Annotated in this window: 12 protein-coding genes; 4 read left to right on the top strand and 8 right to left on the bottom strand. The window is 71.1% G+C overall.

The features are described from left to right. Positions 1 to 126: 126 nt before the first annotated feature. The 6 genes from ACWD0Y_RS03235 to ACWD0Y_RS03210 form a co-directional block, all read right to left on the bottom strand. Positions 127 to 1,497 carry an FAD-binding oxidoreductase gene (locus ACWD0Y_RS03235; protein ID WP_450258770.1) on the bottom strand — a complete coding sequence of 457 codons (1,371 nt, stop codon included), beginning with the start codon at positions 1,495 to 1,497 and terminating at the stop codon, positions 127 to 129. A 211-nt stretch (positions 1,498 to 1,708) separates the two neighbouring features. After that, entirely contained in the window at positions 1,709 to 3,346 is a 1,638-nt protein-coding gene (locus ACWD0Y_RS03230; RefSeq protein WP_450258769.1) for an ABC-F family ATP-binding cassette domain-containing protein, read from the bottom strand. 88 nt (positions 3,347 to 3,434) lie between these two features. Next, positions 3,435 to 4,463, bottom strand: a complete 1,029-nt coding sequence (locus ACWD0Y_RS03225; protein ID WP_450258768.1) for an oxidoreductase — start codon at positions 4,461 to 4,463, stop codon at positions 3,435 to 3,437. Between the two features lie 255 nt (positions 4,464 to 4,718). After that, the gene (locus ACWD0Y_RS03220) at positions 4,719 to 6,434 is read right to left on the bottom strand and encodes a BCCT family transporter (protein ID WP_450258774.1); all 1,716 of its coding nucleotides are present in this window, start codon (positions 6,432 to 6,434) and stop codon (positions 4,719 to 4,721) included. Positions 6,435 to 6,551: 117 nt separating this feature from the next. Then, the gene (locus tag ACWD0Y_RS03215) at positions 6,552 to 7,838 is read right to left on the bottom strand and encodes a M14 family metallopeptidase (RefSeq protein WP_450258767.1); all 1,287 of its coding nucleotides are present in this window, start codon (positions 7,836 to 7,838) and stop codon (positions 6,552 to 6,554) included. Next, positions 7,838 to 9,853: a Xaa-Pro dipeptidyl-peptidase gene (locus ACWD0Y_RS03210; protein WP_450258766.1), complete on the bottom strand. Its 2,016-nt coding sequence runs from the start codon at positions 9,851 to 9,853 to the stop codon at positions 7,838 to 7,840. Before ACWD0Y_RS03210 ends, ACWD0Y_RS03215 begins: the two co-directional genes overlap by 1 nt. A gap of 174 nt (positions 9,854 to 10,027) precedes the next feature. Between ACWD0Y_RS03210 and ACWD0Y_RS03205 the strand changes: the two genes are divergently transcribed. Continuing rightward, a complete protein-coding gene (locus tag ACWD0Y_RS03205) occupies positions 10,028 to 11,539 on the top strand; it encodes a M1 family metallopeptidase (protein ID WP_450258765.1) in 1,512 nt (503 codons plus the stop codon). Between the two features lie 166 nt (positions 11,540 to 11,705). Continuing rightward, positions 11,706 to 12,737, top strand: a complete 1,032-nt coding sequence (locus ACWD0Y_RS03200; protein ID WP_450258764.1) for a LacI family DNA-binding transcriptional regulator — start codon at positions 11,706 to 11,708, stop codon at positions 12,735 to 12,737. A 36-nt stretch (positions 12,738 to 12,773) separates the two neighbouring features. On the opposite strand, the gene ACWD0Y_RS03195 is transcribed toward ACWD0Y_RS03200, so the two are convergent. Then, positions 12,774 to 15,599: a glycosyl hydrolase gene (locus tag ACWD0Y_RS03195; protein WP_450258763.1), complete on the bottom strand. Its 2,826-nt coding sequence runs from the start codon at positions 15,597 to 15,599 to the stop codon at positions 12,774 to 12,776. Between the two features lie 326 nt (positions 15,600 to 15,925). Between ACWD0Y_RS03195 and ACWD0Y_RS03190 the strand changes: the two genes are divergently transcribed. Both ACWD0Y_RS03190 and ACWD0Y_RS03185 read left to right on the top strand, forming a co-directional pair. Beyond that, a complete protein-coding gene (locus ACWD0Y_RS03190; RefSeq protein WP_450258762.1) occupies positions 15,926 to 17,995 on the top strand; it encodes a pentapeptide repeat-containing protein in 2,070 nt (689 codons plus the stop codon). A 426-nt stretch (positions 17,996 to 18,421) separates the two neighbouring features. Beyond that, positions 18,422 to 19,354 carry a nitroreductase/quinone reductase family protein gene (locus tag ACWD0Y_RS03185; protein WP_450258761.1) on the top strand — a complete coding sequence of 311 codons (933 nt, stop codon included), beginning with the start codon at positions 18,422 to 18,424 and terminating at the stop codon, positions 19,352 to 19,354. An 89-nt stretch (positions 19,355 to 19,443) separates the two neighbouring features. Here ACWD0Y_RS03185 and ACWD0Y_RS03180 read toward each other — a convergent pair whose 3' ends face one another. Then, positions 19,444 to 20,307 carry an oxygenase MpaB family protein gene (locus ACWD0Y_RS03180; RefSeq protein WP_450258760.1) on the bottom strand — a complete coding sequence of 288 codons (864 nt, stop codon included), beginning with the start codon at positions 20,305 to 20,307 and terminating at the stop codon, positions 19,444 to 19,446. Positions 20,308 to 20,561: the final 254 nt, after the last annotated feature.

Here is a 20,561-nt window from a genome sequence, read left to right as displayed (position 1 = left end):
AGACCCAGCCGCTACTGTGCTGAGCAGGCAACAACGCAGGAACGGACGGCCGAAAGCGTGAGGGGAGGCCGCCGGGCCCGCCGCGCCGGGTACCGCCGCGGCCCGGCGCTGGCCCGCACGCGCGGGCTAAGGCGTGATGTTCTGGTTCAGGTGGAACAGGTTCTCCGGGTCGTACGCCTTCTTGACCTCGACGAGGCGGTCGTAGTTGCCCCGGTAGTTGGCCCTGATCCGGCCCTGGTCGTCCCCGGCCATGAAGTTGATGTATCCGCCCTCCTCCGAGTGCGGCGCGGTCGCCCGGTAGTAGTCGCGCACCCAGGCGGTGTTGGCCTCGTTGTCGGCGGGGTCGGGCCACATCCCGGCGATGACGGTGGCGAACGAGGCGTCCCGGTAGGCGAAGGCCGTTTCGTGCGGTGCCACCCGGTGGCAGGCGCCGTTGACGGGATAGATGTGGACCGTCGAGTTCACGGCGGGCACCCGTGGCCCGTACTCCAGGTGCGCCTCGATCGCGGCGTCGCTGAGCTCGGTCACGAAGTTGGCCTTCCAGTAGTGCTGGAGGCCGGGCGGCACCAGCGCGTCGAAGGCGCTGTTGAGTGCCGGGTACGGCATGGGACCGACGTGCTCGGCGACCACCGGCGCCAGGTCGTGGAACGGCTGGAGGGCGCGCTGTCCCTGGTCGAGCGGCCCGGCCCAGCACGTCACGAGCAGGATGAAGGTGTCGCCGTGCCGGTTCTCCGGGATGAACGGGAGCGGCGGGGCGATCTGGAAGGCCGGGAACACCCCGAGTTCCTCGGGCGCTTCGGCGATGAGCTCGCGGAAGCCTCTCAGGACGGTGGCGGCGTCCTCCAGTTCGTAGAGGATCGGCCCGCCGTAGATGTCCCCGACGGGAGCGAGCCGGAACTCGAAGGAGGTCACCGCGCCGAAGTTTCCGCCGCCACCGCGCAGGGCCCAGAAGAGGTCGTCGTGCTCCTTCTCGCTCACGACGAGCAGCCGGCCGTCCGCGGTCACCACATCGGCCGAGAGCAGGTTGTCGCAGCTCAGGCCGAGCCCGCGGGCCAGGTGTCCGATACCGCCGCCGAGGGTGAGCCCTCCGACGCCGGTGGTGGAGATGATCCCGCCGGTCGTGGCCAGACCGAAAGCGTGGGCCGCCGCGTTGAAGTCGCCCCAGGTGGCTCCGCCCTCCGCGCGCGCCGTTCGCCGCACGGGGTCGACGCGGACGCCGCGCATCCGGGACAGGTCGGCCACCACCCCGCCGTCGCAGGTGCCGAAGCCGGGCACGCTGTGTCCGCCGCCCCGCACCGCCAGGTCGAGCCCGTTCTCCCGTGCGAAGCCGACCGCAGCCATGACGTCGCCCGCGTTGGCGCAGCGCACGACGGCGGCCGGCCGTCTGTCGATCATGGCGTTGTTGACCCTGCGTGCCTCGTCGTACCCCTCGTCCTCAGGAGTGACGACCGTCCCACGTACACGTTCGCGCAACTGGTCGGTCGCGTACTTGCCCATGACCATCACTCCTCGTGCCCTCGCTCCTGCAGCTCCGCTCGGAAGGCGCGGCGCTTCGGGGCAGCGGCGTGGAGGCGCGACGAGATACGGCGGCCTCCCCGGGGAGCTCTCCCGCTCGCCTGCCGCAGGGCCGGCCTGTTTCCACGCTACGCCGATGAGGTGAAGCCTCAACCCGGGACCCGCGCGGACCGTCCCGGTACGGGAAGCGGCGTCAGAGCTCGGTGACCTTGCCGTCCGCGACCTCGACACGCCGTGTCGTGCTGACCGCGTCCAGCATGCGGCGGTCGTGGGTGACCAGCAGCAGCGTCCCCTCGTACGAGGCGAGAGCGGACTCCAGCTGCTCGATCGCGGTCAGGTCGAGGTGGTTCGTCGGCTCGTCGAGGACGAGGAGGTTCACTCCCCGGCCCTGGAGCAGGGCGAGTGCGGCGCGGGTGCGTTCTCCCGGGGAGAGCGTGGTGGCGGGGCGCAGGACGTGGTCGGCGCGCAGGCCGAACTTGGCCAGGAGGGTGCGCACCTCCGCCGGCTCCGTTTCGGGGACGGCCGCGCAGAAGGCTTCGAGCAGGGACTCGGAGCCGTAGAACAGGCCGCGGGCCTGGTCGACCTCGCCGACGACGACACCCGGGCCGAGCGCCGCGTACCCCTCGTCCAGCGGGAGGCGGCCGAGGAGGGCGGCGAGCAGCGTGGACTTGCCCGCGCCGTTGGCTCCGGTGATCGCGACGCGGTCGGCCCAGTCGATCTGGAGCGACGCCGGGCCGAAGGAGAAGTCGCCGCGCCGGACCGTCGCGTCGCGCAGGGTCGCGACGACCGCGCCGGAGCGCGGGGCCGCCGCGATCTCCATGCGCAGTTCCCACTCCTTGCGGGGTTCCTCCACTGCGTCGAGGCGCTCGATCATGCGCTGCGTCTGGCGTGCCTTGGCGGCCTGCTTCTCGCTCGCCTCGCTGCGGAGGTTGCGGCCGAGCTTGTCGCTGTCGGTGGCCTTGCGGCGGGCGTTCCTGACGCCCTTGTCCATCCAGCCGCGCTGCATCTGGGCGCGGCCTTCGAGGGCGGCCTTCTTGTCGGCGTACTCGTCGAAGTCCTCGCGGGCGTGGCGGCGCGCCCTCTCGCGCTCCTCCAGGTAGGCCGCGTAGCCGCCGCCGTAGAGCGTGATCTGCTGCTGGGCGAGGTCCAGCTCCAGGACCTTGGTGACCGTGCGGGTGAGGAACTCGCGGTCGTGGCTGATGACGACCGTGCCGGCGCGCAGGCCGGAGACGAAGCGTTCGAGGCGCTCCAGGCCGTCCAGGTCCAGGTCGTTCGTGGGCTCGTCGAGGAGGAAGACGTCGTACCGGGAGAGGAGGAGGGAGGCGAGGCCCGCGCGGGCGGCCTGGCCGCCGGAGAGGGCCGTCATGGGGTGGTCGAGGCCGACCGCCAGGCCCAGGGTCGCCGCCACCTCCTCCGCGCGCTCGTCCAGGTCGGCGCCGCCGAGGTCGAGCCAACGCTCCAGGCTGTCCGAGTACGCGTCGTCCGCGCCCGGGGTCTCGTCGACGAGCGCCTGGGTGGCCTCGTCGAGGGCGCGCTGGGCGGCGGCCACTCCGGTGCGCCGGGCCAGGAAGTCCCGTACCGTCTCGCCCCCGCGGCGCTCGGGCTCCTGCGGGAGGTGTCCGACGGTGGCGGTGGGCGGCGAGAGCCGCAGCTCGCCCTGTTCGGGGGTGTCGAGCCCGGCGAGCAGACGCAGCAGCGTGGACTTGCCCGCGCCGTTGACACCGACGAGACCGATCACGTCGCCGGGCGCGACGACGAGGTCGAGTCCGGAGAAGAGCGAGCGGTCGCCGTGGCCCGCGGCGAGATCTTTGGCGACGAGAGTTGCAGTCATCAGGTCTCAGATCCTACCGAGCGTCCGGAGCGGGCCGGCGGGCGCCGGCGTGAGGGCGTGCGGGTGCGGTGCGGGTGCGGTGGTGCTGTCAGCGGATCACCGGGGCTGCCAGTACGCCCCCCATCGTGCGCGCCACGATGAACGACCGGCCCTTCACCGCCCGCCCCTCCAGCGGGATCCGGTGCTCCCCCGGCTCCAGCACACCGTCGAAGACCTCGTGGGCGTGCGTCCGGTGCAGCCGGTCCAGGCGGTACGCGATCAGCTGTACCCGGCAGGTGGACGTCACCTCGACCCCCGCCTCGCCCTCCACCGCCACCAGCCGCGTGAGACGGCGCTGCTCCGGCGGGCTGCGGTCCAGGGCGGCCTCCGTCTGGGCGACCAGCAGGGGGATGATCGGGGCCAGGCCGTCCACGTGGGCGACGTCCGCTCCGGCCCGGTCGAACGCCGCCCGGACGGCGGCGCGTTCGCTCTCGTCGACGGCCCTGCCGAAGGCCACCGCTCCGTACGCCCGCAGCTCCTCGGGCGGGATGCCGGCCGCGTCGCGGGTGATGTCCGCACCGATGTTGATCGTGCGCAGGGCCGCGGCGAGCTTCGCCAGTACGTCGACGCGCGCGCCGATCAGCAGGACCCGGCGGCGGGGCGGCGGCTCCTGGCCGCCGTCGGCCAGCAGACGTTCCAGGGCGGTGCGGTACTCCTGGCCGCGGAAGCGGAACGGGCCTATCCCGTGGTAGCCGTTCAGGTCCAGGTCCGCGGTCCCGGTCGTCTGCCAGGCGAAGTCCCGCCAGACGAAGTCGTCCCCCGCCCGCTCGATGACGGCGGTGACCGCGCCGCACTCCAGGCTTTCGCACTCGGGGCAGCCGTAGATGACGTACCGGCCGCCCTCCAGGGGCGCGTCCTCTTCGAGGAGCAGGCCGCGTACCTGGGCGGTGAAGACGGCGGGCGGTACGTCGGAGGCGAGCGGCGAGACGGCGTCGAGGTCGGAGAGCTGGTGGAGGAGCGGGCGGCCGTCGACGACGAAGTCCGTGAAGTCGCGGTGCACCCGGTAGTCACCGTTGACGAGAACACCACCCGCACGTATCGCCGGAGCCAGCCCGAAGGACGCGTAGTCGGCAGACATGCCCTGAGTATTCCCAGCCATGAGCCGATGTGAGCACGCGTCGCGCATTCCGTCGGCGGGGGGCTGCGCTGCCGCCCGTGTGGGGTCGGTGACGTGCCGGGGCGTGTCCTCGGGTGCCGGACGTCCGGGTGCGGGATCTCCTTCGGGGCGGCCGCGTGCGACGCCCTGCGGGGAGCGCCCCGGTACGCCCCCTCCGCCACCGCGGCATGCGGGGCGGGGGCGGGGGCGGGTGCGTCCTGCCCCGCGCCGTCGCGGTCAGGGGTGGTTGCCGTGGTCGTCCCGTTCGTCCGTGCCGGTCCGGGGGCCGTCGCCGGCCTCGGGTCCCGGGCCGATGCGGATCTCGAATTCACCGGCGTACTTCTCGTGGCCCGCGATCACGGCGCTCTCCACCGCCTCCTCGGCGATCTCACCGCGGACGATCAGCGGGTCCTGGCGCAGATCGCGCATGAGGGACAGGCACATGCCCACCATGACCAGCACGAAGGGGGCCGCGACGAGGATGGTGAGGTTCTGGAGCCCGGCGAGCGCGTTGCCCTTGCCGTGGCCGACCAGCAGCATCACGGCCGCCACCGCTCCGGTCACCACGCCCCAGAAGACGACGACGAGCCGGGCCGGTTCGAAGGTGCCCCGCTGGGAGAGCGTGCCCATCACGATCGAGGCGGCGTCGGCCCCGGAGATGAAGAAGATGCCGACCAGGATCATCACCAGCAGGCTCATCACGCCGGCGATCGGGAACTCCTGGAGTACGGCGAAGAGCTGTCCCTCGGGCGTCGACTCGTCCCCGAGCTGTCCGCGTTCCTGGAGCTTCATCGCCGTACCGCCGAAGATGGCGAACCAGACCAGACTGACGGTGCTGGGGACGAGGATGACGCCGCCCACGAACTGACGGATCGTACGTCCGCGGCTGATGCGGGCGATGAACATGCCGACGAACGGCGTCCAGGAGATCCACCAGGCCCAGTAGAAGACCGTCCAGCTGCTCAGCCAGTCGGCGACGTCGCCGCCGCCGGTCGCCGCCTCGGTACGGCCGGCCAGCTGCGGCAGCTCGTCGGCGTAGGAGGCGAGCGAGGTGGGCAGCAGGTCGAGGACGATGATGGTCGGGCCTGCGACGAAGACGAAGACCGCGAGGACCACGGCGAGGACCATGTTGGTGTTGGACAACCACTGGATGCCCTTCTCGACACCGGAGACGGCCGAGAAGACGAAGGCGACGGTGAGAACTCCGATGATGGAGATCAGGAGCCCGGTGCCGGCCCTCTCCATCCAGCCCAGTTCACGGAATCCGCTGCCGATCTGGAGGGCGCCCAGGCCGAGGGAGGTCGCGGAGCCGAAGAGGGTGGCGAAGATGGCGAGGATGTCGATCACCCGCCCGGGGGTGCCGTCGGCGCGCTTCCTGCCGATCAGCGGCTCGAAGACGGCGCTGATGGTCTGTCTCCTGCGGCGCCGGAAGGTGCTGTACGCGATGGCGAGCCCGACCACCGCGTAGATCGCCCAGGGGTGGAGGGTCCAGTGGAAGAGGGTGGTGGCCAGGGCCGTCTGCATGGCGTCCGCCGAGTCGGCGGGGTCGGTGCCGGGCGGCGGGGTGGTGTAGTGCGCGAGCGGCTCGCTGACGCCGTAGAACATCAGGCCGATGCCCATGCCCGCGCTGAACATCATCGCGACCCAGGAGACCGTACTGAATTCGGGCCCCTCGTGCTCCTGGCCGAGCGGGATCCTGCCGTAGCGGCTGATGGCGAGCCAGAGAGCGAAGACGACGAATCCGGAGGCGGCCAGGACGAAGGCCCAGCCGCCGTTGTGGATCAGGCCGCTCAGCATCGTGTCGGAGACGGTCTCCAGCGTCTTGGTGAAGACGGAGCCCCAGACCACGAAGGCGAGGGTGAGAACGGCCGTCACGCCGAACACCACCCGGTCGGTCCGGGGCGTCTCGTCCTCGTGCGGGTGGCGGCCGGGGAGAGCCGCCCTGACCGGCAGCCGCAGCCGTTGAGCCGGTTTCTGTTCGTGCGACACAAGCGGCACCTTTCAGGGATTCACGGAGCCTTTTTTCGCTCTCCCGTACCCCCTACCACATGTGTCGCACGTCACAGCCGTCTAACAGGTGGTGTCGGGCCGCCCGGCGGTGAGGTGGTGGGCCGCCCGCTCGTCGAGCAGGAGGACGGCCAGGTTCCGCCGGGACTGGCGGAGGGGTACGTACGCCCCCTCGGTGTCCGGCCGGGACACGACCCCGTGCAGGGACAGCTCATCCCCCACGTCCGCGTACTGCGCCGCGGAGAGGTGGTAGCCGCAGGGCGGGTCCTGGATGGTCTCGGCGGGCTCGGCCGGATCGTTGTCGGCGCCGCCCAGATGGACGGGGCCCCGGTCCGCGAAGCCCGCGAGACGTGCCCGGGCGGTGGCTGCCCCGATGCGGCCGCGCCGCTCGTGCGCATAGGCGAACGCGCTGTCGAGGGCCGCCAGCTGGGTGTCGACGCGGCGCTTGTTGTTGTGTGCGGGGTCCTTCTTCTCCGCTTCGGTGAGGGGGTCGACGCGGGTCTCCACCAGGAGCCCCACGGAGTGCTTGATGCCCGCCGTGTTGCGCAGGATGCGCTCCTGGCCGTCGCCCGCCACCTGCTTGACGGGCTCGCCCGTCACCGGGTCGGTCCAGATGCCGTAGACGCCGCTGCTGAATCCGGCGTCCTCGGTACCGGGGCGCACGTACGACTCGGAGAGGGTGCGCGCTTCGGCGTGCACCCGGCCGGCCGTGTTGAGGTTGCGGGGCCAGAGGGCGAGCAGGTCCTTGTCGTAGTACGGCGGGGTGGCGCCGTACTCGTGCAGGTCGTAGACGATGTCGGGGCGGTGGTCGCGGATGACGGCGGCCATCGCCCGGCCCTCGGCGGTCCTGAGGGCGATGTGGTCGCGGTTGATGTCGACACCGTCGGAGTTGCCCCGGGTGCCGGCGGCGCGGCCGTCGGGGTTGGCGGTGGGGATGACGAGGACCGTGGAGCGGGCGAGGAAGTCGAGGGTCTTCCTGTCCTTGGCGTACGCGAGGTCCCGGACGGTGGTCAGGCAGGCTTCCCGCCCTGACGGTTCGTCACCGTGCTGGGAGCAGATCAGCAGCACGGTGTTCTCGGTGCGCTGCCGCTCCGCGATGCGTACGAGCTGGAGCGGGCGGCCCTGCTTCGTGGTGCCGATGCCGGACATCGTGACGCGCTCGCTGCCCCGGTCGACGGCGGCCAGCAGGGCCTGCTCCTCGGGCTGGGTGGTCCAGCGCGCGCCGTCGGACACCTCGAAGCCGGTACGGGGCGGAGCCGACGCCGCCCGGGCGGGCGCCGTGAGGACGACGGGAGCGGCCAGGGTCGCCACTGCGGCCCCGAGTGCGAGTGCGCGGACATGTGGGTGCATCAGCGGGTGCCTCCTGGGACCGGGCGGATGGAGCGCGGCTCGGCCACGCCGTCGAGGCGGGCGCCCGACGGGGCGGACCAGCGGGAGCCCGCGGTGGCGGTGGCGAACGCCTTGGCGCCGCCGACCACGGGCAGCTCGGCGTTCGTACGGGACAGGTCGACACTGAGGGTGGGGGTGGTGGAGGGCGGGTCGATGAGGCCCGCGTCGGTGCCGCCGACGATCAGCGCGAGACGGTGTCCGGCGGGGACGACGTGGTCGCTCGCGTGGAGGTCGAGGGTGATCGTGTACCGCTTGCCCGGCGTGAGCGGGCGGCCGCGGTCGGCGTCGGCGTACGTGCCGAGGTCGGCCCAGCCCCGGCTGAAGACGGTGTAGTCGACGTTCGCGGTACGGGCCTTGGTCTCCTTGAAGCAGGAGCTGTCGCCGGCGGTGCTCGGGCCCCAGCAGGTGCGGTCGGTGAGGGTGGTGATGCCTTCGCCGGACGCGGTGTAGTCGCGGATCGTGTCGGGGCCGAGGTCCACGAGGACCGCGGAGAGGTGCGCGGTGGAGGTGGAAGGCGTCGCGGTGACGGTCACCCGGGAGGAGCCGGACAGGCGCAGGTCACGGGTGAGCGGCTTGGTGGTGAAGCCGGCCTTGGCGGGGGTGGACGTGTCGATCTGCGCGGCCCAGTCGGCCTCGCTGAGCCGGGGGTCGTCCGTGAAGGTCTCGGTGGCGCCGCGGGCGGCGGGCTTCAGGGAGAGCGTGCCGACGCCGGGTGCGGAGCCCTTGCCGGGGCGCAGGGTGGTGGCGTCGGCGGAGCGGGGCGGCCAGACCTTGTCCGTGGACCACTGGTCGGGGGCGCGCTCGATGTCGGCCATCGGCTCGCGGTCGATGCCGTTGTCGTAGCCGAGGAGCTCGTGGTCGAACCAGCGGTGCAGGGTCTTCACCCATCCCCAAGCTCTCGACTCCGCTCGGGCAGGGGAGGCCCCGTCGGCGCGGCGGAAGTCGAACGGATCGACGTGGCCGGTCTGCGAGAGCCAGATCTTGCGGTCCACACCGGCGTCGGCGAGGGCGTCCCACCACTGGCCGAAGTGCTTGGCGCGGACGTTGAGGTCCTGCATGCCGTGTACGGCGAAGACGCTGGCCCTGACCTTGTCCGCGTCCGGTACGTAGTCGCGCTCGGCCCACAGGCGGGTGAAGTCGCCGTTGCGCGGGGCCTCGTCGACGAGGCGCTTCTGGACGGCCTGGCAGCGGGCGCGGGCTTCGGGGCTCTCGACGTAGTCGGAGAGCCACTCGGGGCCGCTGTCGTAGAGCGGGGCGCCCTGGGCGAAGTAGTAGTCGTACCAGGAGGAGATGGCGCCGATCGGGACGATGGTCTTCAGGCCCTCGACACCGGTCGCCGCGACGCCGTTGGCGACGGTGCCGTCGTAGCTCTTGCCGATCATGCCGGTGTCGCCGGTGGACCAACCCGCCTTGGCGCGCTCGCCGCCGGTGCGGCTGGTGTACGCCTTGCCGCGGCCGTTCAGCCAGTCGACGACCGCCTTGGCCGACTGGATGTCGGAGCGGCCGCCCACGTCGACACAACCGTCGGAGCGGTTGGTTCCGGCGAGGTCGACGGCGACGAAGGCATAGCCGCGGGGCACGAAGTAGTTGTCGTAGTAGAGGGGGAACTGGACGGGGTCGCCGTTCGCGTCGTACGTCTTCTTCTGGCTCTCGTTGCCGCGGCCGCAACAGGAGTAGTACGGGCTGGCGTCCATGATGACGGGTATCTTCCGGCCCTGCCGGGCGGGTTCCCGGGGGCGGACGATGTCGACGGCGACCCGGTCGGTCCTGCCGTCCGCGTCGCCGTCGATCCTGGTGTCCACCCATACGGCTTCGCGGATCGCGTTCTCGTAGGAGTAGACGGGTCTGCTCTCCTTGGGGCCGGCCGCCGCGGACTGGGCGCCCGTCGGGGTCAGCACGACCGCCATCAGGGCGGCCGCGGCCGCCGGTACGAACCTTCGCCACTTCACGTGGGGTCTCCGCGCAGGTATCGGCATGGGCCGGAAGGTACCCCGGTCAACTCCTGCGCAAAAGGGGGCAGCAGCGCGCAGTTGTGAGCAGTATGACGGCAGAATGTCAGTCGCGTGACAGCAGTAACCATGGACATGACTGGTGGCACAGGGGCTGAATAGGCTTCAAGCGATCCCTCGGACTGACCATTTGGAGCATTCGTGCACCGCAGATTCATCGTCCCCGGCGTGCTGACGGCCTCACTTCTGCTGGCGATCCCGGCATCGGCCGCGGACTTCTCGCCGGGCGCCCCGGGCATCGGCGATCCCTACTACCCGGCCAGCGGCAACGGCGGATACGACGTGTCGCACTACGACCTCCGCCTCAAGTACCAGCCCAGGACGGACCTGCTGGAGGGCACGGCGACGATCCTCGCCACCACCACGCAGAACCTCTCGCGCTTCAACCTCGACTTCGGTCTGGGGGTGAGCGAGGTGCGGGTCGACGGGAAGAAGGCGAAGTTCGCCAAGGAGGGGGACCAGGAGCTCGTCGTCACCCCCGCGGCCCCGCTGGAGAAGGGCCGGGCCGCCTCGGTCGTCGTCCGGTACGCCGGAAAGCCGTCCGAGCTGAAGATCGGCGGCTACACCGCCTGGCACCGCACTCCGGACGGCGGCGTCGCCGCCCAGGAGCCCGATTCGGCCGTCTGGTGGTTCCCGAGCAACGACCACCCGCTGGACAAGGCGACGTACGACGTCTCCGTCTCGGTGCCGGACGGCACCCAGGCCATCAGCAACGGCGTGCTCCAGTCACAGAGCTCGAAGCTCGGGTGGACCCGCTACAACTGGCGTTCGAACAAGCCGCAGGCCAGTTATCTCGCCACGCTCGCGGTCGGCAGGTTCGACATCACGACCGACAGGACGGTGGACGGCCTGCCGGTGCTCAACGCGTACAGCAAGGACCTCGGCGACAACGCCGGGGCGGCGCGCGCCAGCATCGAGCGGACCACCGAGGTCGCCGAGTACCTGACCGGGATCTTCGGCCCGTACCCCTTCAATGCGCTCGGCGGTTACGTCCCGAACGTGACCAGCGGGTACGCGCTGGAGACGCAGACCCGGCCGTTCTACAGCCCGCGGCAGTTCGCCAACGGCGCGAACGTCTCGGTCGTCGTCCACGAGCTGGCCCACCAGTGGTACGGCGACAGCGTCGCCGTCAAGGGCTGGAAGGACATCTGGATCAACGAGGGCTTCGCCCGTTACAGCCAGTGGCTGTGGTCCGAGAAGGAGGGCGAGGGCACGGCGCAGGAGCTCGCCGACTACGTGTACGAGACGCGCGCGGCCGACGATCCCTTCTGGACGGTCGAGCCGGGCGACCCGGGGCCGGACGACCAGTTCCACATCGCCGTCTACGACCGGGGCGCGCTCGCCGTGCAGGCACTGCGCAACGAGGTCGGCGACGAGGACTTCTTCAGGATCCTGAAGGGGTGGCCGGCCAAGTTCGCGCACGGGAACGCGAGCGTGGGCGACTTCGTGAAGTACGCCGAGAGGATCTCGGGCAAGCCGCTCGCCGAGCTCTTCGACACCTGGCTCTACGAGCCGTCGAAGCCGGGCGCCCCGGCCGCGGCCGAGTCCCGTATCGCACGTTCGCACACCGGTGGAGGCGGTGAGCCCGTGCAGCCCAAGTCGTGGAAGAAGATCGCCGCGACGAACACGGTCCACGAGCACGGACACCGCTGACCGGCGGTACTCCGCGCCGCCGTCCCCGCGCGAGGGGGGCGGCGGCGTCTTCGGGCGAGGGGGCGGCGCCTTCGGACGAACGGCTGGAAGCGCTCTCACAGGGAGGCGGCGGCGGATACCCTCCCTCCCAGAAGCCCTTTCCCCCGACCGCCGAGGAGCGCCCGCCTTGCCCGAACAGCCCGCCGGTTCCCGCCCCACGCTGGAAGCCGTCGCGGCCCGCGCCGGAGTCTCCCGGGCCACGGCCTCCCGGGTCGTCAACGGCGGCGCGGGCGTGCGGCAGCCGCTGGCCGACAAGGTGCGGGAAGCGGTCGAGGAGCTGGGGTACGTCCCGAACCAGGCGGCCAGGTCCCTCGTCACGCGGCAGAGCGGCGCGGTCGCCGTAATCATCGCCGAGCCCGAGTTCAGGGTCTTCTCCGACCCCTTCTTCGAGCAGCAGGTGCGCGGCATCAGCAGGGAACTGACGGCGAACGACTCCCAGTTGGTGCTGCTGTGGGTGGAAGGGCCCGGCGACCACGACCGGATCGCCCGCTACCTCGGGGGCGGCCACATCGACGGCGCACTCGCCTTCTCGCTGCACCACGACGACGGGCTGCCCGCCCTCATCCGCGGTTCCAGGGTCCCGGCGGTCTTCGGCGGCCGGCCCGGGGCCGGGGCCGCGACGGTGCCGTACGTCGACTGCGACAACCGGGGCGGCGCCCGCAGCGCCGTACGCCATCTCGCCGGTCTGGGGCGGGAGCGCATCGCGCACATCGCGGGGCCCCGCGACCAGACCTCCGCCGCCGACCGCGCCGACGGCTACCGCGACGTGCTCTTCGACGCCGATCCCGCCCTGACCGCCCAGGGCGGCTTCACCGTGGACAGCGGTGCTCGCGCGATGGCGGAACTGCTGGACCGCCGGCCGGACCTGGACGCCGTCTTCGCCGCCAACGACCTGATGGCCGCGGGCGCGCTGCGGGTCCTGCGGGAGAGGGGGCTCCGGGTGCCGGAGGATGTCGCGCTCGTCGGGTTCGACGATGTGGCGGGCGTCGCCGAGGCGGTCGATCCCCCGCTGACGACGGTCCGCCAGGACATCGAGGGGATGGGCCGGCTGATGGTCAGGCTGCTGATGCGCGTCCTGAGCGAGGGCGACGGCCGGGAGGCGGGTGCTCCGGCCTCGGTGATCATGCCGACCGAACTGGTGCGGCGGGCCTCGGCCTGAGCGGCCGGGGCCCGCCGTGTGGGGGGTGCGTGCCGGTCACTGGAAGGGAATCACCAGGACCGAGTCCGCCGTGCCGGTGCGGAGTTTCGCCGTGCCGTTGCCGATGGCGCTCCACACTTCGAGACGTACGGTGCCGCCCTTGAGGTCACCGGGCGTGCCGGTGGCCGAGGCGAGGCCGCGGGCCTGGGTGTACTCCTCCCAGCCGGTCACCGGGTCGGTCGCGAAGTACCGGTACGTCTCCGTCCGGTCGTACGTGCCGTCGCCGGTCAGGTCGTAACTGACGCGCGCCTGCTGGCCGAGGCCGACCGTCGTGCCCGCGTCGACCTGGAGGCGGAAGGCCGTCGGCGTACCGGGTTTGAGCGTGCCGTTGACGCCCTTGACCGTGTACGTCAGCGGCTGGTGCGGGGTGCCGTCGTGGTTGGCGCCGCCCGCCGAGGCGATGGTGTCGGTGGCGGCCGTGGTGCCGGTGGCGGTGGTGAGGGCGCCCCCGGTGCGGAGCTGGAAGGTGTTGCCGGTGGGCGGTTCGGGATCGGGTCCGGGGCCTCCGGTGCCGGTGCCGGTCGCGGTCGAGCGGGCGGGGACGGTGAGTTTCGCGCCGTCCGAGAAGGTCACGGTGCGGGTGGTGGCGGAGTGGTTGTGGGCGGCGTACGTCCGTACCGTGCCCTTGGTGAAGACGGCGGACGTCGGGATGTCGCCGCTCACCGTCGCGTCGGGGGCGCCGAGCGTGTCGAGGGTGCTGATCCAGTGGTAGGTGTGCGCCTTGGACTCGCCCTGCTCGGGGGTGTAGCCCGCGTGGCCCGCGTCCCACTTGGCCTTGGCGGCGGCCGGGTCGGCCAGCGACTGGAACTCCCAGAGGATGTCGCGCCATTCGACGGCCGGTCCGCCGTTCTCGCGTTCCATCTCGGCGAGGTTGCGCCGGACGGCGGCCTTCTCGCCGCCCAGGTGCAGGGAACCGCCGGTCACCGGAAGGACGTTGATGCCGTGGATCTCCTCCGGGTTGGCCGTCCACCAGGTGGCGTACGCGCCGCCGCTCCCCCACACCATGCCGACCGTGTCGTGGCCGAAGGAGGACGGGAAGACCTGCTCGTCGGCGTCGAACCAGTACTGCGCGATCGCCTCGGACTCGGTGGTCAGCAGATACGTGCCGAGATCGCGCAGGGCCGTGTCGCCGGTCGCCGCGCCCCACAGGACGAGACCGGCGCTGAGGTTGGTGGACTCCGACGAGGACTCCTGGTTGTTGCCGGCCGCGAATCCCTGGTGGCCCGACGCCCAGCTGTGTCCGGCGTACACGTCGAAGCCGCGCAGGAAGGGGAAGGCGGTGTCGGTGCGGCTGGGGTTGGCGGCGTCCCGTACGAGCGTCTTGACCATGCCGCCCCACGCGGAGTCGGCGGCCCAGGCCGGGTCGTACTGGGCGACGATCGCGGCGGCGTAGACGTAGTAGCTGTAGTGGAAGTGGTGGTCGTTGAGCTCGGTGTCGCTGCCGTACGACGCCGGGTAGCCGGTCAGCGTCTTCCAGGACTTGTCGTACGAGAACTCGTTGGCTCCGCCGGCCGTGAACCAGTCCTGGAGGCGGCCCTTCATCAGGCCGAGCAGCTTGTCGCGGACGGCGGTCTCACCGATCTGGTCGGCGACGGGCACGAGCTGGGCGAGGCGGCCCAGCGCCTTGCCGGTCCAGTAGGTGTCGGTGGCGCCCGAGAAGGGGTCGGAGGCGTTCGCGGCCTCGTTCAGGTAGCCCCTGAGCCTCGCCTTGTCGACGCCGCCCGACTGCGGCAGCGCGGGCAGCACGGCGGAGGCCCGCTGGCTGGTGGTGAAGGACGCGCCCTCGCGGACCTTCATCGTGCCGCGCGGCGAGACGTAGGTGTACGGGGTGAGCGGGTCGGAGGTGTGCAGCCACTGGTGGCGGTAGAGGGCCTGGAGCGTGCCCGTCTCGCTGCCCTCCTTCGCCTCGGTGGTGAGGGTGTACGTCGCCTTCACCGTGCCGCCGGTGGAGCTCCAGCTCGCCTTCGATCCGGTGATGAAGCTGTACGCGTACTTCTTGTACGTCGCGAGGGCGTCGGTGGAGGGCAGCACGGCGAGCGAGAAGTAGTCCTTGGCGCCGAGGCCGGCGGTGAGGGTCGACCCGGCGATGTTCCAGTCGCTGCCGGTCGGCGCGAAGAGGGCGTAGTGGTGGCCGGCGACGGTGATGCCGAGGACGTTGCCCTGGTCGGCGAAGACGGCGGGCGCGGCGGCGGTGGTGATCTGGGCGCTGCCGCCCGAGCCCTTGGCGTACACGAAGGGCAGGCCGTGGCCGATGGTGGTGCGCAGGGTGCGGGCGCCGTCGGACCAGTAGGGGGTGACGGTCCAGTCGGACCAGTCGTCGGCCTTGGTGTCGGGCGAGTTGAGACCGGTCAGGCCGAGCGTGAGGTCGCGCTTGTGGGCGTACTCGTACTGGCGGCCGTCCCCGACGACGGCGGGGGTCGTCGGGTAACCGACTTCGAGGCCGGCGGCGGTGGCCTGGTAGGTGAGCGGGTGCCCGTACATGGGCGTGGAGTGCGGGTTGTCGCCGTACCGCTGGAAGGCGAGGGAGGACCACCAGTCGTTGGTGGGGAGCGGCCGGTCCTTCGCGGCCGGGGTGAGCTTGGGGGTGACGGGCGTGCCGGTGTTGGTGGTGGGACCGGAGGTACCGGCGGGGCGCACGTCGGAGTAACTGCCCGAGCCGACGGGGATGGTGGCCGCGGCCGCCGGGGCGGCGGCGGTGCCGAGGCCGAGGGCGGTCAGGGCGGAGACGAGGATGAGCGCGGACGCGGATCTGGCGGATTTGGGCGATCTGGGGAATCTGGGGGATCTGGGGGATTTGGCGGATCCGAACGGGGGAGCTGGCATGGACGGCACCTCGAAGTCGTGGGGGAAGGGCGTCCGAGAGCGCTCTCAGATATCAGGGAACGTAAAACTCCTGAAATACAAGTGTCAATACGTGTGACACAGACGGCAGTTGGAGATGCGGCGGGTCACCACGCGTTCAACTGTTGACGGGACGGGCAGGCGGGTGGCGCGGCACAGGTGCGTGAGCTTCCATGTCGGACGGCACGGAAGGTTTCAGCAGCGCACGATGCACTTCAGTACGTTCTTCAGTGCCGCAACGAAGATTTCAGTGCTGCGGCCATGAGGTGAGGGCGGCACCAGCGGTCGCGCTCAATAGTCTTTCGGGTATGTCCCAGCCAAGCCCCGAGCCGTCCCCACCGCCCCGATGGGCGCACTGTGGCGAGGACGCCAGCCCCGAGCGACCGTTCGGCTGCCCCGGCATCCACGTGCCCGGCCATACCTTGTGTCTCGCCCACCTGGCCGACCCTGACCGGGACGCCTACCTCGTTGGCCTGACTCCCGGCGCGGACGTCGACCACCGCGGCACTCCCTTCACCCGCCCCCTTCTCGACGCCCTCCTCAACGCCGTCCGGGACCCCACAACTGGGCACTCTCACCTGGGAACCGCCTTGTTCGAGTCGGCGACGTTCTCGGGCCGCGCCGGGTTCGAGTCGGTGACCTTCACGGGCGATGCCGAGTTTGAGTCGGTGACCTTCACGGGCGAGGCCTGGTTCGAGGGGGCGACCTTTTCGGGCCGCGCCGGGTTCGGGTCGGTGACCTTCACGGGCGAGGCCTGGTTCGAGAGGGTGACCTTCAGGGGTAATGCGTGGTTCGAGTGGGCGACCTTCACGCGCGACGCCGGGTTCGCGTCGGCGACCTTCACGGGCAACGCCGAGTTCAGGTCAGCGACCTTCACGGGCAACGCCTGGTTCGAGTGGGCGACCTTCACGGGCAACGCCTGGTTCAAGTCAGCCACCTTCAAGCGCGTCGCCTGGTTCAAGTCGGCGACGTTCAGGCGCGATGCCTGGTTCAAGTCAGCGACCTTCGCGGACGACGCCGAGTTCGGGAGGGCGACGTTCACGGGCGACGCCGGGTTCGATTCGGTGACCTTCATTGGCGACGCCATGTTCGTGTCGGTGACCTTCGCGGGCAGCACTCAGTTCGAGTCGGCGACGTTCAGGCGCGATGCCTGGTTCAAGTCAGCGACCTTCGCGGACGACGCCTGGTTCGAGAGGGCGACGTTCACGGGCGACGCCGGGTTCGATTCGGTGACCTTCATTGGCGACGCCATGTTCGAGTCGGCGAACTTTGCAGAGGCCGCCGCCTTGGGGCCGTTCCTCTGTTCTGGGCGGGTCCTGCTGTCCGGAGCTACGTTTGGCGGCCCAGTGATCCTTTCGTTCGCCGCGCGGCGCCTGGAGTGCCGACGGACCCGCTGGTCGGCCACGGCGGAGATACGCCTGCGGTACGCCACGGTCGACTTCACACACGCGGTCTTCGAGTACCCCCTCACGATCGCCGCAGAACCGGATCCGTTCATGCTCGCCAACGGCCAGCATCTGGCCGAGACCGCTCTCGCGAGTGCGCCAGGTTCTGGCGTGAGGCTCGCGTCGCTGCGCGGCGTGGACGCGGCCCATCTGGTCCTCGCCGACATCGACCTGTCAAAGTGCCTGTTCACCGGGACCGTTCACCTGGACCAACTGCGGCTGGAGGGCGCCTGCATCTTCGAAACGACCCCTCACACCATGCATTGGCGGGGCTGGCACCCCATGTGGTTCACCCACCGTCGCACCCTCGTCGAAGAACACTACTGGCGTGCGCGACAGCCAGCCGCAGCCCCTGGCTGGCAAGCGGCCCCCTCCGGCGCCAGCCACGTCGGTCCGGTGCAACTGGCACCGGTGTACCGGGCGCTGCGCAAGGCGTTCGAGGACGGCAAGCACGAGCCTGGGGCAGCCGACTTCTATTACGGGGAGATGGAGATGCGCCGCCACGCCGATGACATCCCCCGAAGCGAGCGAAGCCTTCTGGTCGCCTACTGGGCGCTGTCCGGCTATGGCCTGCGCGCCTCCCGGGCGTTGGGCTGGCTCGCCGCTGCCATGCTCGTCACCATCCTGCTCCTGATGGGCTTCGGGCTCCCCGACAACGCCCCACAGCAGGAAGCAACCGGCACGGTGCCCTCCGGTGGCGGGAGCGTCACCTTCGAGATAGACAAGGACGATCCACGCAACCCCACCGGACAACGGTTCACCGGCGAGCGCTTCGAGAAGGCCCTGAACCTTACGCTCAATTCGGTGGTCTTCCGTTCCTCCGGCCAGGACCTGACCACCGCCGGCATCTACATCGAAATGACCTCGCGGCTGACCGAGCCCGTTCTTCTGGGCTTGGCCGTCCTCGCCGTCCGCAACCGCGTCAAGCGCTGACTCCCCTCACCTGACACTGAAACAGCAGGTGCCCCCGTACCGGCACAGGCTAGCGCGGGGAAGATTTCAGTGCCCAGGTCACAGGCCTGCTCACGGAAATCTTCGCTGCCGCCCGACATTCCACGTTGACAGGCGACTGCCGGATACGTGTAATGGAGCCGGTGTCGCGTGACTCCGGCCAAAGAGCAGTGGGCCGGCCGGTGATCGGGCGAACACCCTTCCCCGAGGGGCCCGCCATGAGTTCACACTCCGCGCCCTGCACATGACGTAGCGCACCCGCACGTCGTCTGCCCTCTTTCGCTTCGCGCGCTTTCCGGCACCGCCACGCGTGCCGTGTGCCGTGCGGTCGCTCCGCCCTGCGCGCATCACCATCGGCCACTCCCGCAGCCACTGCGGACACCTGCATCTCCGGAGACACAGAACCGTATGCCCACGTCTTTCAACCAATCCGTCATCGAGGAGTTCCGCGCCAACGGGGGGAAGGTCGGCGGCCCCTTCGCGGGCGAGGACCTGCTCCTGCTGACCACCACCGGCGCGAAGTCGGGGAAGGAGACCACCACTCCCCTCGGTTACGTCCGCCACGGCGATTCGCTGGTGATCGTCGGGTCCAATCTCGGCGCCCCGCGCCATCCCGACTGGTACCACAACCTGCTCGCCCACCCCGTGGTACGGGTGGAGGCCGGCATCCGGACCTTCGAGGCCCTGGCGGTTCCCGCCGAGGGAGCGCGGCGCGAGGAGCTGTTCGAGCACGTCGTGCGCGTGGCGCCCGGATACGGCGACTACCAGGCCCTGACCACCCGGCCCCTGCCGGTCGTGGTGCTGGAGCGCGCCGAGCCCGACGGCTGGGAGGAGCCCGTCGAGGTCAGGAGCCTCGCCGACAAGCTCCTGGAGGTCCACACCTGGCTGCGGGGCCAGCTGCGCCAGGTGAGGGCGGAGGTCGACGCCCACTTCGCCGCACGCGCGGCCCACCATGGCCCCGGTGAGCCACCGGCCCCGGGTCTCGGGCTGCAGATCCGGCAGCGCTGCCTGGCGTTCTGCCAGACCCTGGAGTTCCACCACACCAGTGAGGACGCGCACCTGTTCCCCGGGATCGCCCGTTACCACCCCCACTTGACCGACACCTTCGACCGGCTCCGCGACGAGCACCGCACGGTCGCGCGCATCCAGGGCGAGCTGGTGACCCTGCTGGCCGGCATCGGCATCGCCGATCCCCGGCGTTTCCGCTCCGAGCTGGACCGGATGTCGACGGAGCTGAACGCGCACCTCGACTACGAGGAGGAGTCGGTTCTCCCCCTCCTGGCCGGGGTTCCGTGGCCCCCGGCACCTCCCGCGAGCGCGGCCGGGGACAGCAGCGGCTGACCGGAGCACGCGGGGCTGTGACGGTCCGGTCCGGTTCCTCCGGCGTCACAGCTCCGCGGCCCGCCCGGCCGGAACTTCCGAGAGCGCTCTCAGTGGCCGCGGGCGGCGCGGTGCCGCGCCCGGGCCTCCCGCGCCAGGGGCAGCCAGCGCAGCCGCTCGGGCAGCAGCGGAACCAGGGTGCGTACGACGCGGCTGAACCGGCGCAGCCTGCGCTCCTGTGCGCCGCTCCACTCCAGCCCGAGGGCCCGGCGCGCGTCCGGCGGCAGGTAACCGACGGTGAGGAACGCCCTGAAGCGGGCCAGCGGCGGCAGCAGGACCGGCCACAGGGCGCGCAGGGCGAGGCGTACCGGCAGCGGGCCGCGGTCGGGGGCGGGGATCCGGGTGCCGGTGGCGAGCAGCTCGCGCACCACCACGGTCGCTTCCAGTTCGTCGGCCAGCACCTTGCGGTAGTACGGCCAGAACTCCTCGACGGTCTGCGGCATGTCCCGGTCATTGATGCCGAGAACCCGGCCGACCCGGAGCCACTCCGCGTACAGCTGCCGCTCCTCGGCCCCGGTCAGCGGCCGGAAGAGGTAGCGCAGTGCGTGCTGGTAGCACGGGAAGCCGGTGGCGTGGACCCAGGAGTAGTGCGCGGGGTCCAGGGCGTGGTAGCGGCGGCCGTGCGCGTCGGTGCCCCGGATCGTCTTGTGGAGCTGCCGGAGCCGGCGGCCCTCCTCGGCGGCCGCCTCTCCCCCGTACACCCACAGCTGCACGGAGCGCAGCGACCGCTCGCCGCGTCCCCACGGGTCCGTGCGGAAGACGGAGTGCTGGTCGACGCCCGCGCCGACGGCCGGGTGCGCGACCTGGAGGGTGAGCGCGGCGGGCAGCATGAGCAGCGCGCGCACGTCCCCGGCGACCGACCACAGGATGCCGCCGGGCGGGGGTGGCACGGGGTCCTGCCTGCCCTTCCTCACTCCTCCAGTATGCGATCCCGGTCCCGTCCCAGGTGGCGCGGGATGCGGGCGGTGGCGGTACGCACGGCACGGGGCGGTCCTGCCGCCCTGGAAGCGCTCTCCGGTACACCGCACGGGGGGGGGCGTCGAGGCCGTCACGGCCGGGACGGGCACGCCGTACGACGGACGTACCAGCCCCGCCGGCAACGGAAGTTGGCCAGATCATGCGCAACCGTCCGGCCATTCGCCGCCCAATGGCTACCGATAAGTAACTC

The organism is Streptomyces altiplanensis (assembly GCF_053591575.1).
The sequence above is the reverse complement of the archived record's forward strand: the minus strand, read 5'-3'. Positions and strand labels throughout refer to the sequence as shown.

Excerpts from the sequence above, each read along its gene's own strand:
- ACWD0Y_RS03235 (WP_450258770.1), bottom strand. The coding sequence starts at position 1,497 with ATGGGCAAGTACGCGACCGACCAGTTGCGCGAACGTGTACGTGGGACG.
- ACWD0Y_RS03225 (WP_450258768.1), bottom strand. The coding sequence starts at position 4,463 with ATGTCTGCCGACTACGCGTCCTTCGGGCTGGCTCCGGCGATACGTGCG.
- ACWD0Y_RS03190 (WP_450258762.1), top strand. The coding sequence starts at position 15,926 with ATGTCCCAGCCAAGCCCCGAGCCGTCCCCACCGCCCCGATGGGCGCAC.
- ACWD0Y_RS03195 (WP_450258763.1), bottom strand. The coding sequence starts at position 15,599 with ATGCCAGCTCCCCCGTTCGGATCCGCCAAATCCCCCAGATCCCCCAGA.
- ACWD0Y_RS03210 (WP_450258766.1), bottom strand. The coding sequence starts at position 9,853 with ATGCCGATACCTGCGCGGAGACCCCACGTGAAGTGGCGAAGGTTCGTA.
- ACWD0Y_RS03215 (WP_450258767.1), bottom strand. The coding sequence starts at position 7,838 with ATGCACCCACATGTCCGCGCACTCGCACTCGGGGCCGCAGTGGCGACC.
- ACWD0Y_RS03230 (WP_450258769.1), bottom strand. The coding sequence starts at position 3,346 with ATGACTGCAACTCTCGTCGCCAAAGATCTCGCCGCGGGCCACGGCGAC.
- ACWD0Y_RS03185 (WP_450258761.1), top strand. The coding sequence starts at position 18,422 with ATGCCCACGTCTTTCAACCAATCCGTCATCGAGGAGTTCCGCGCCAAC.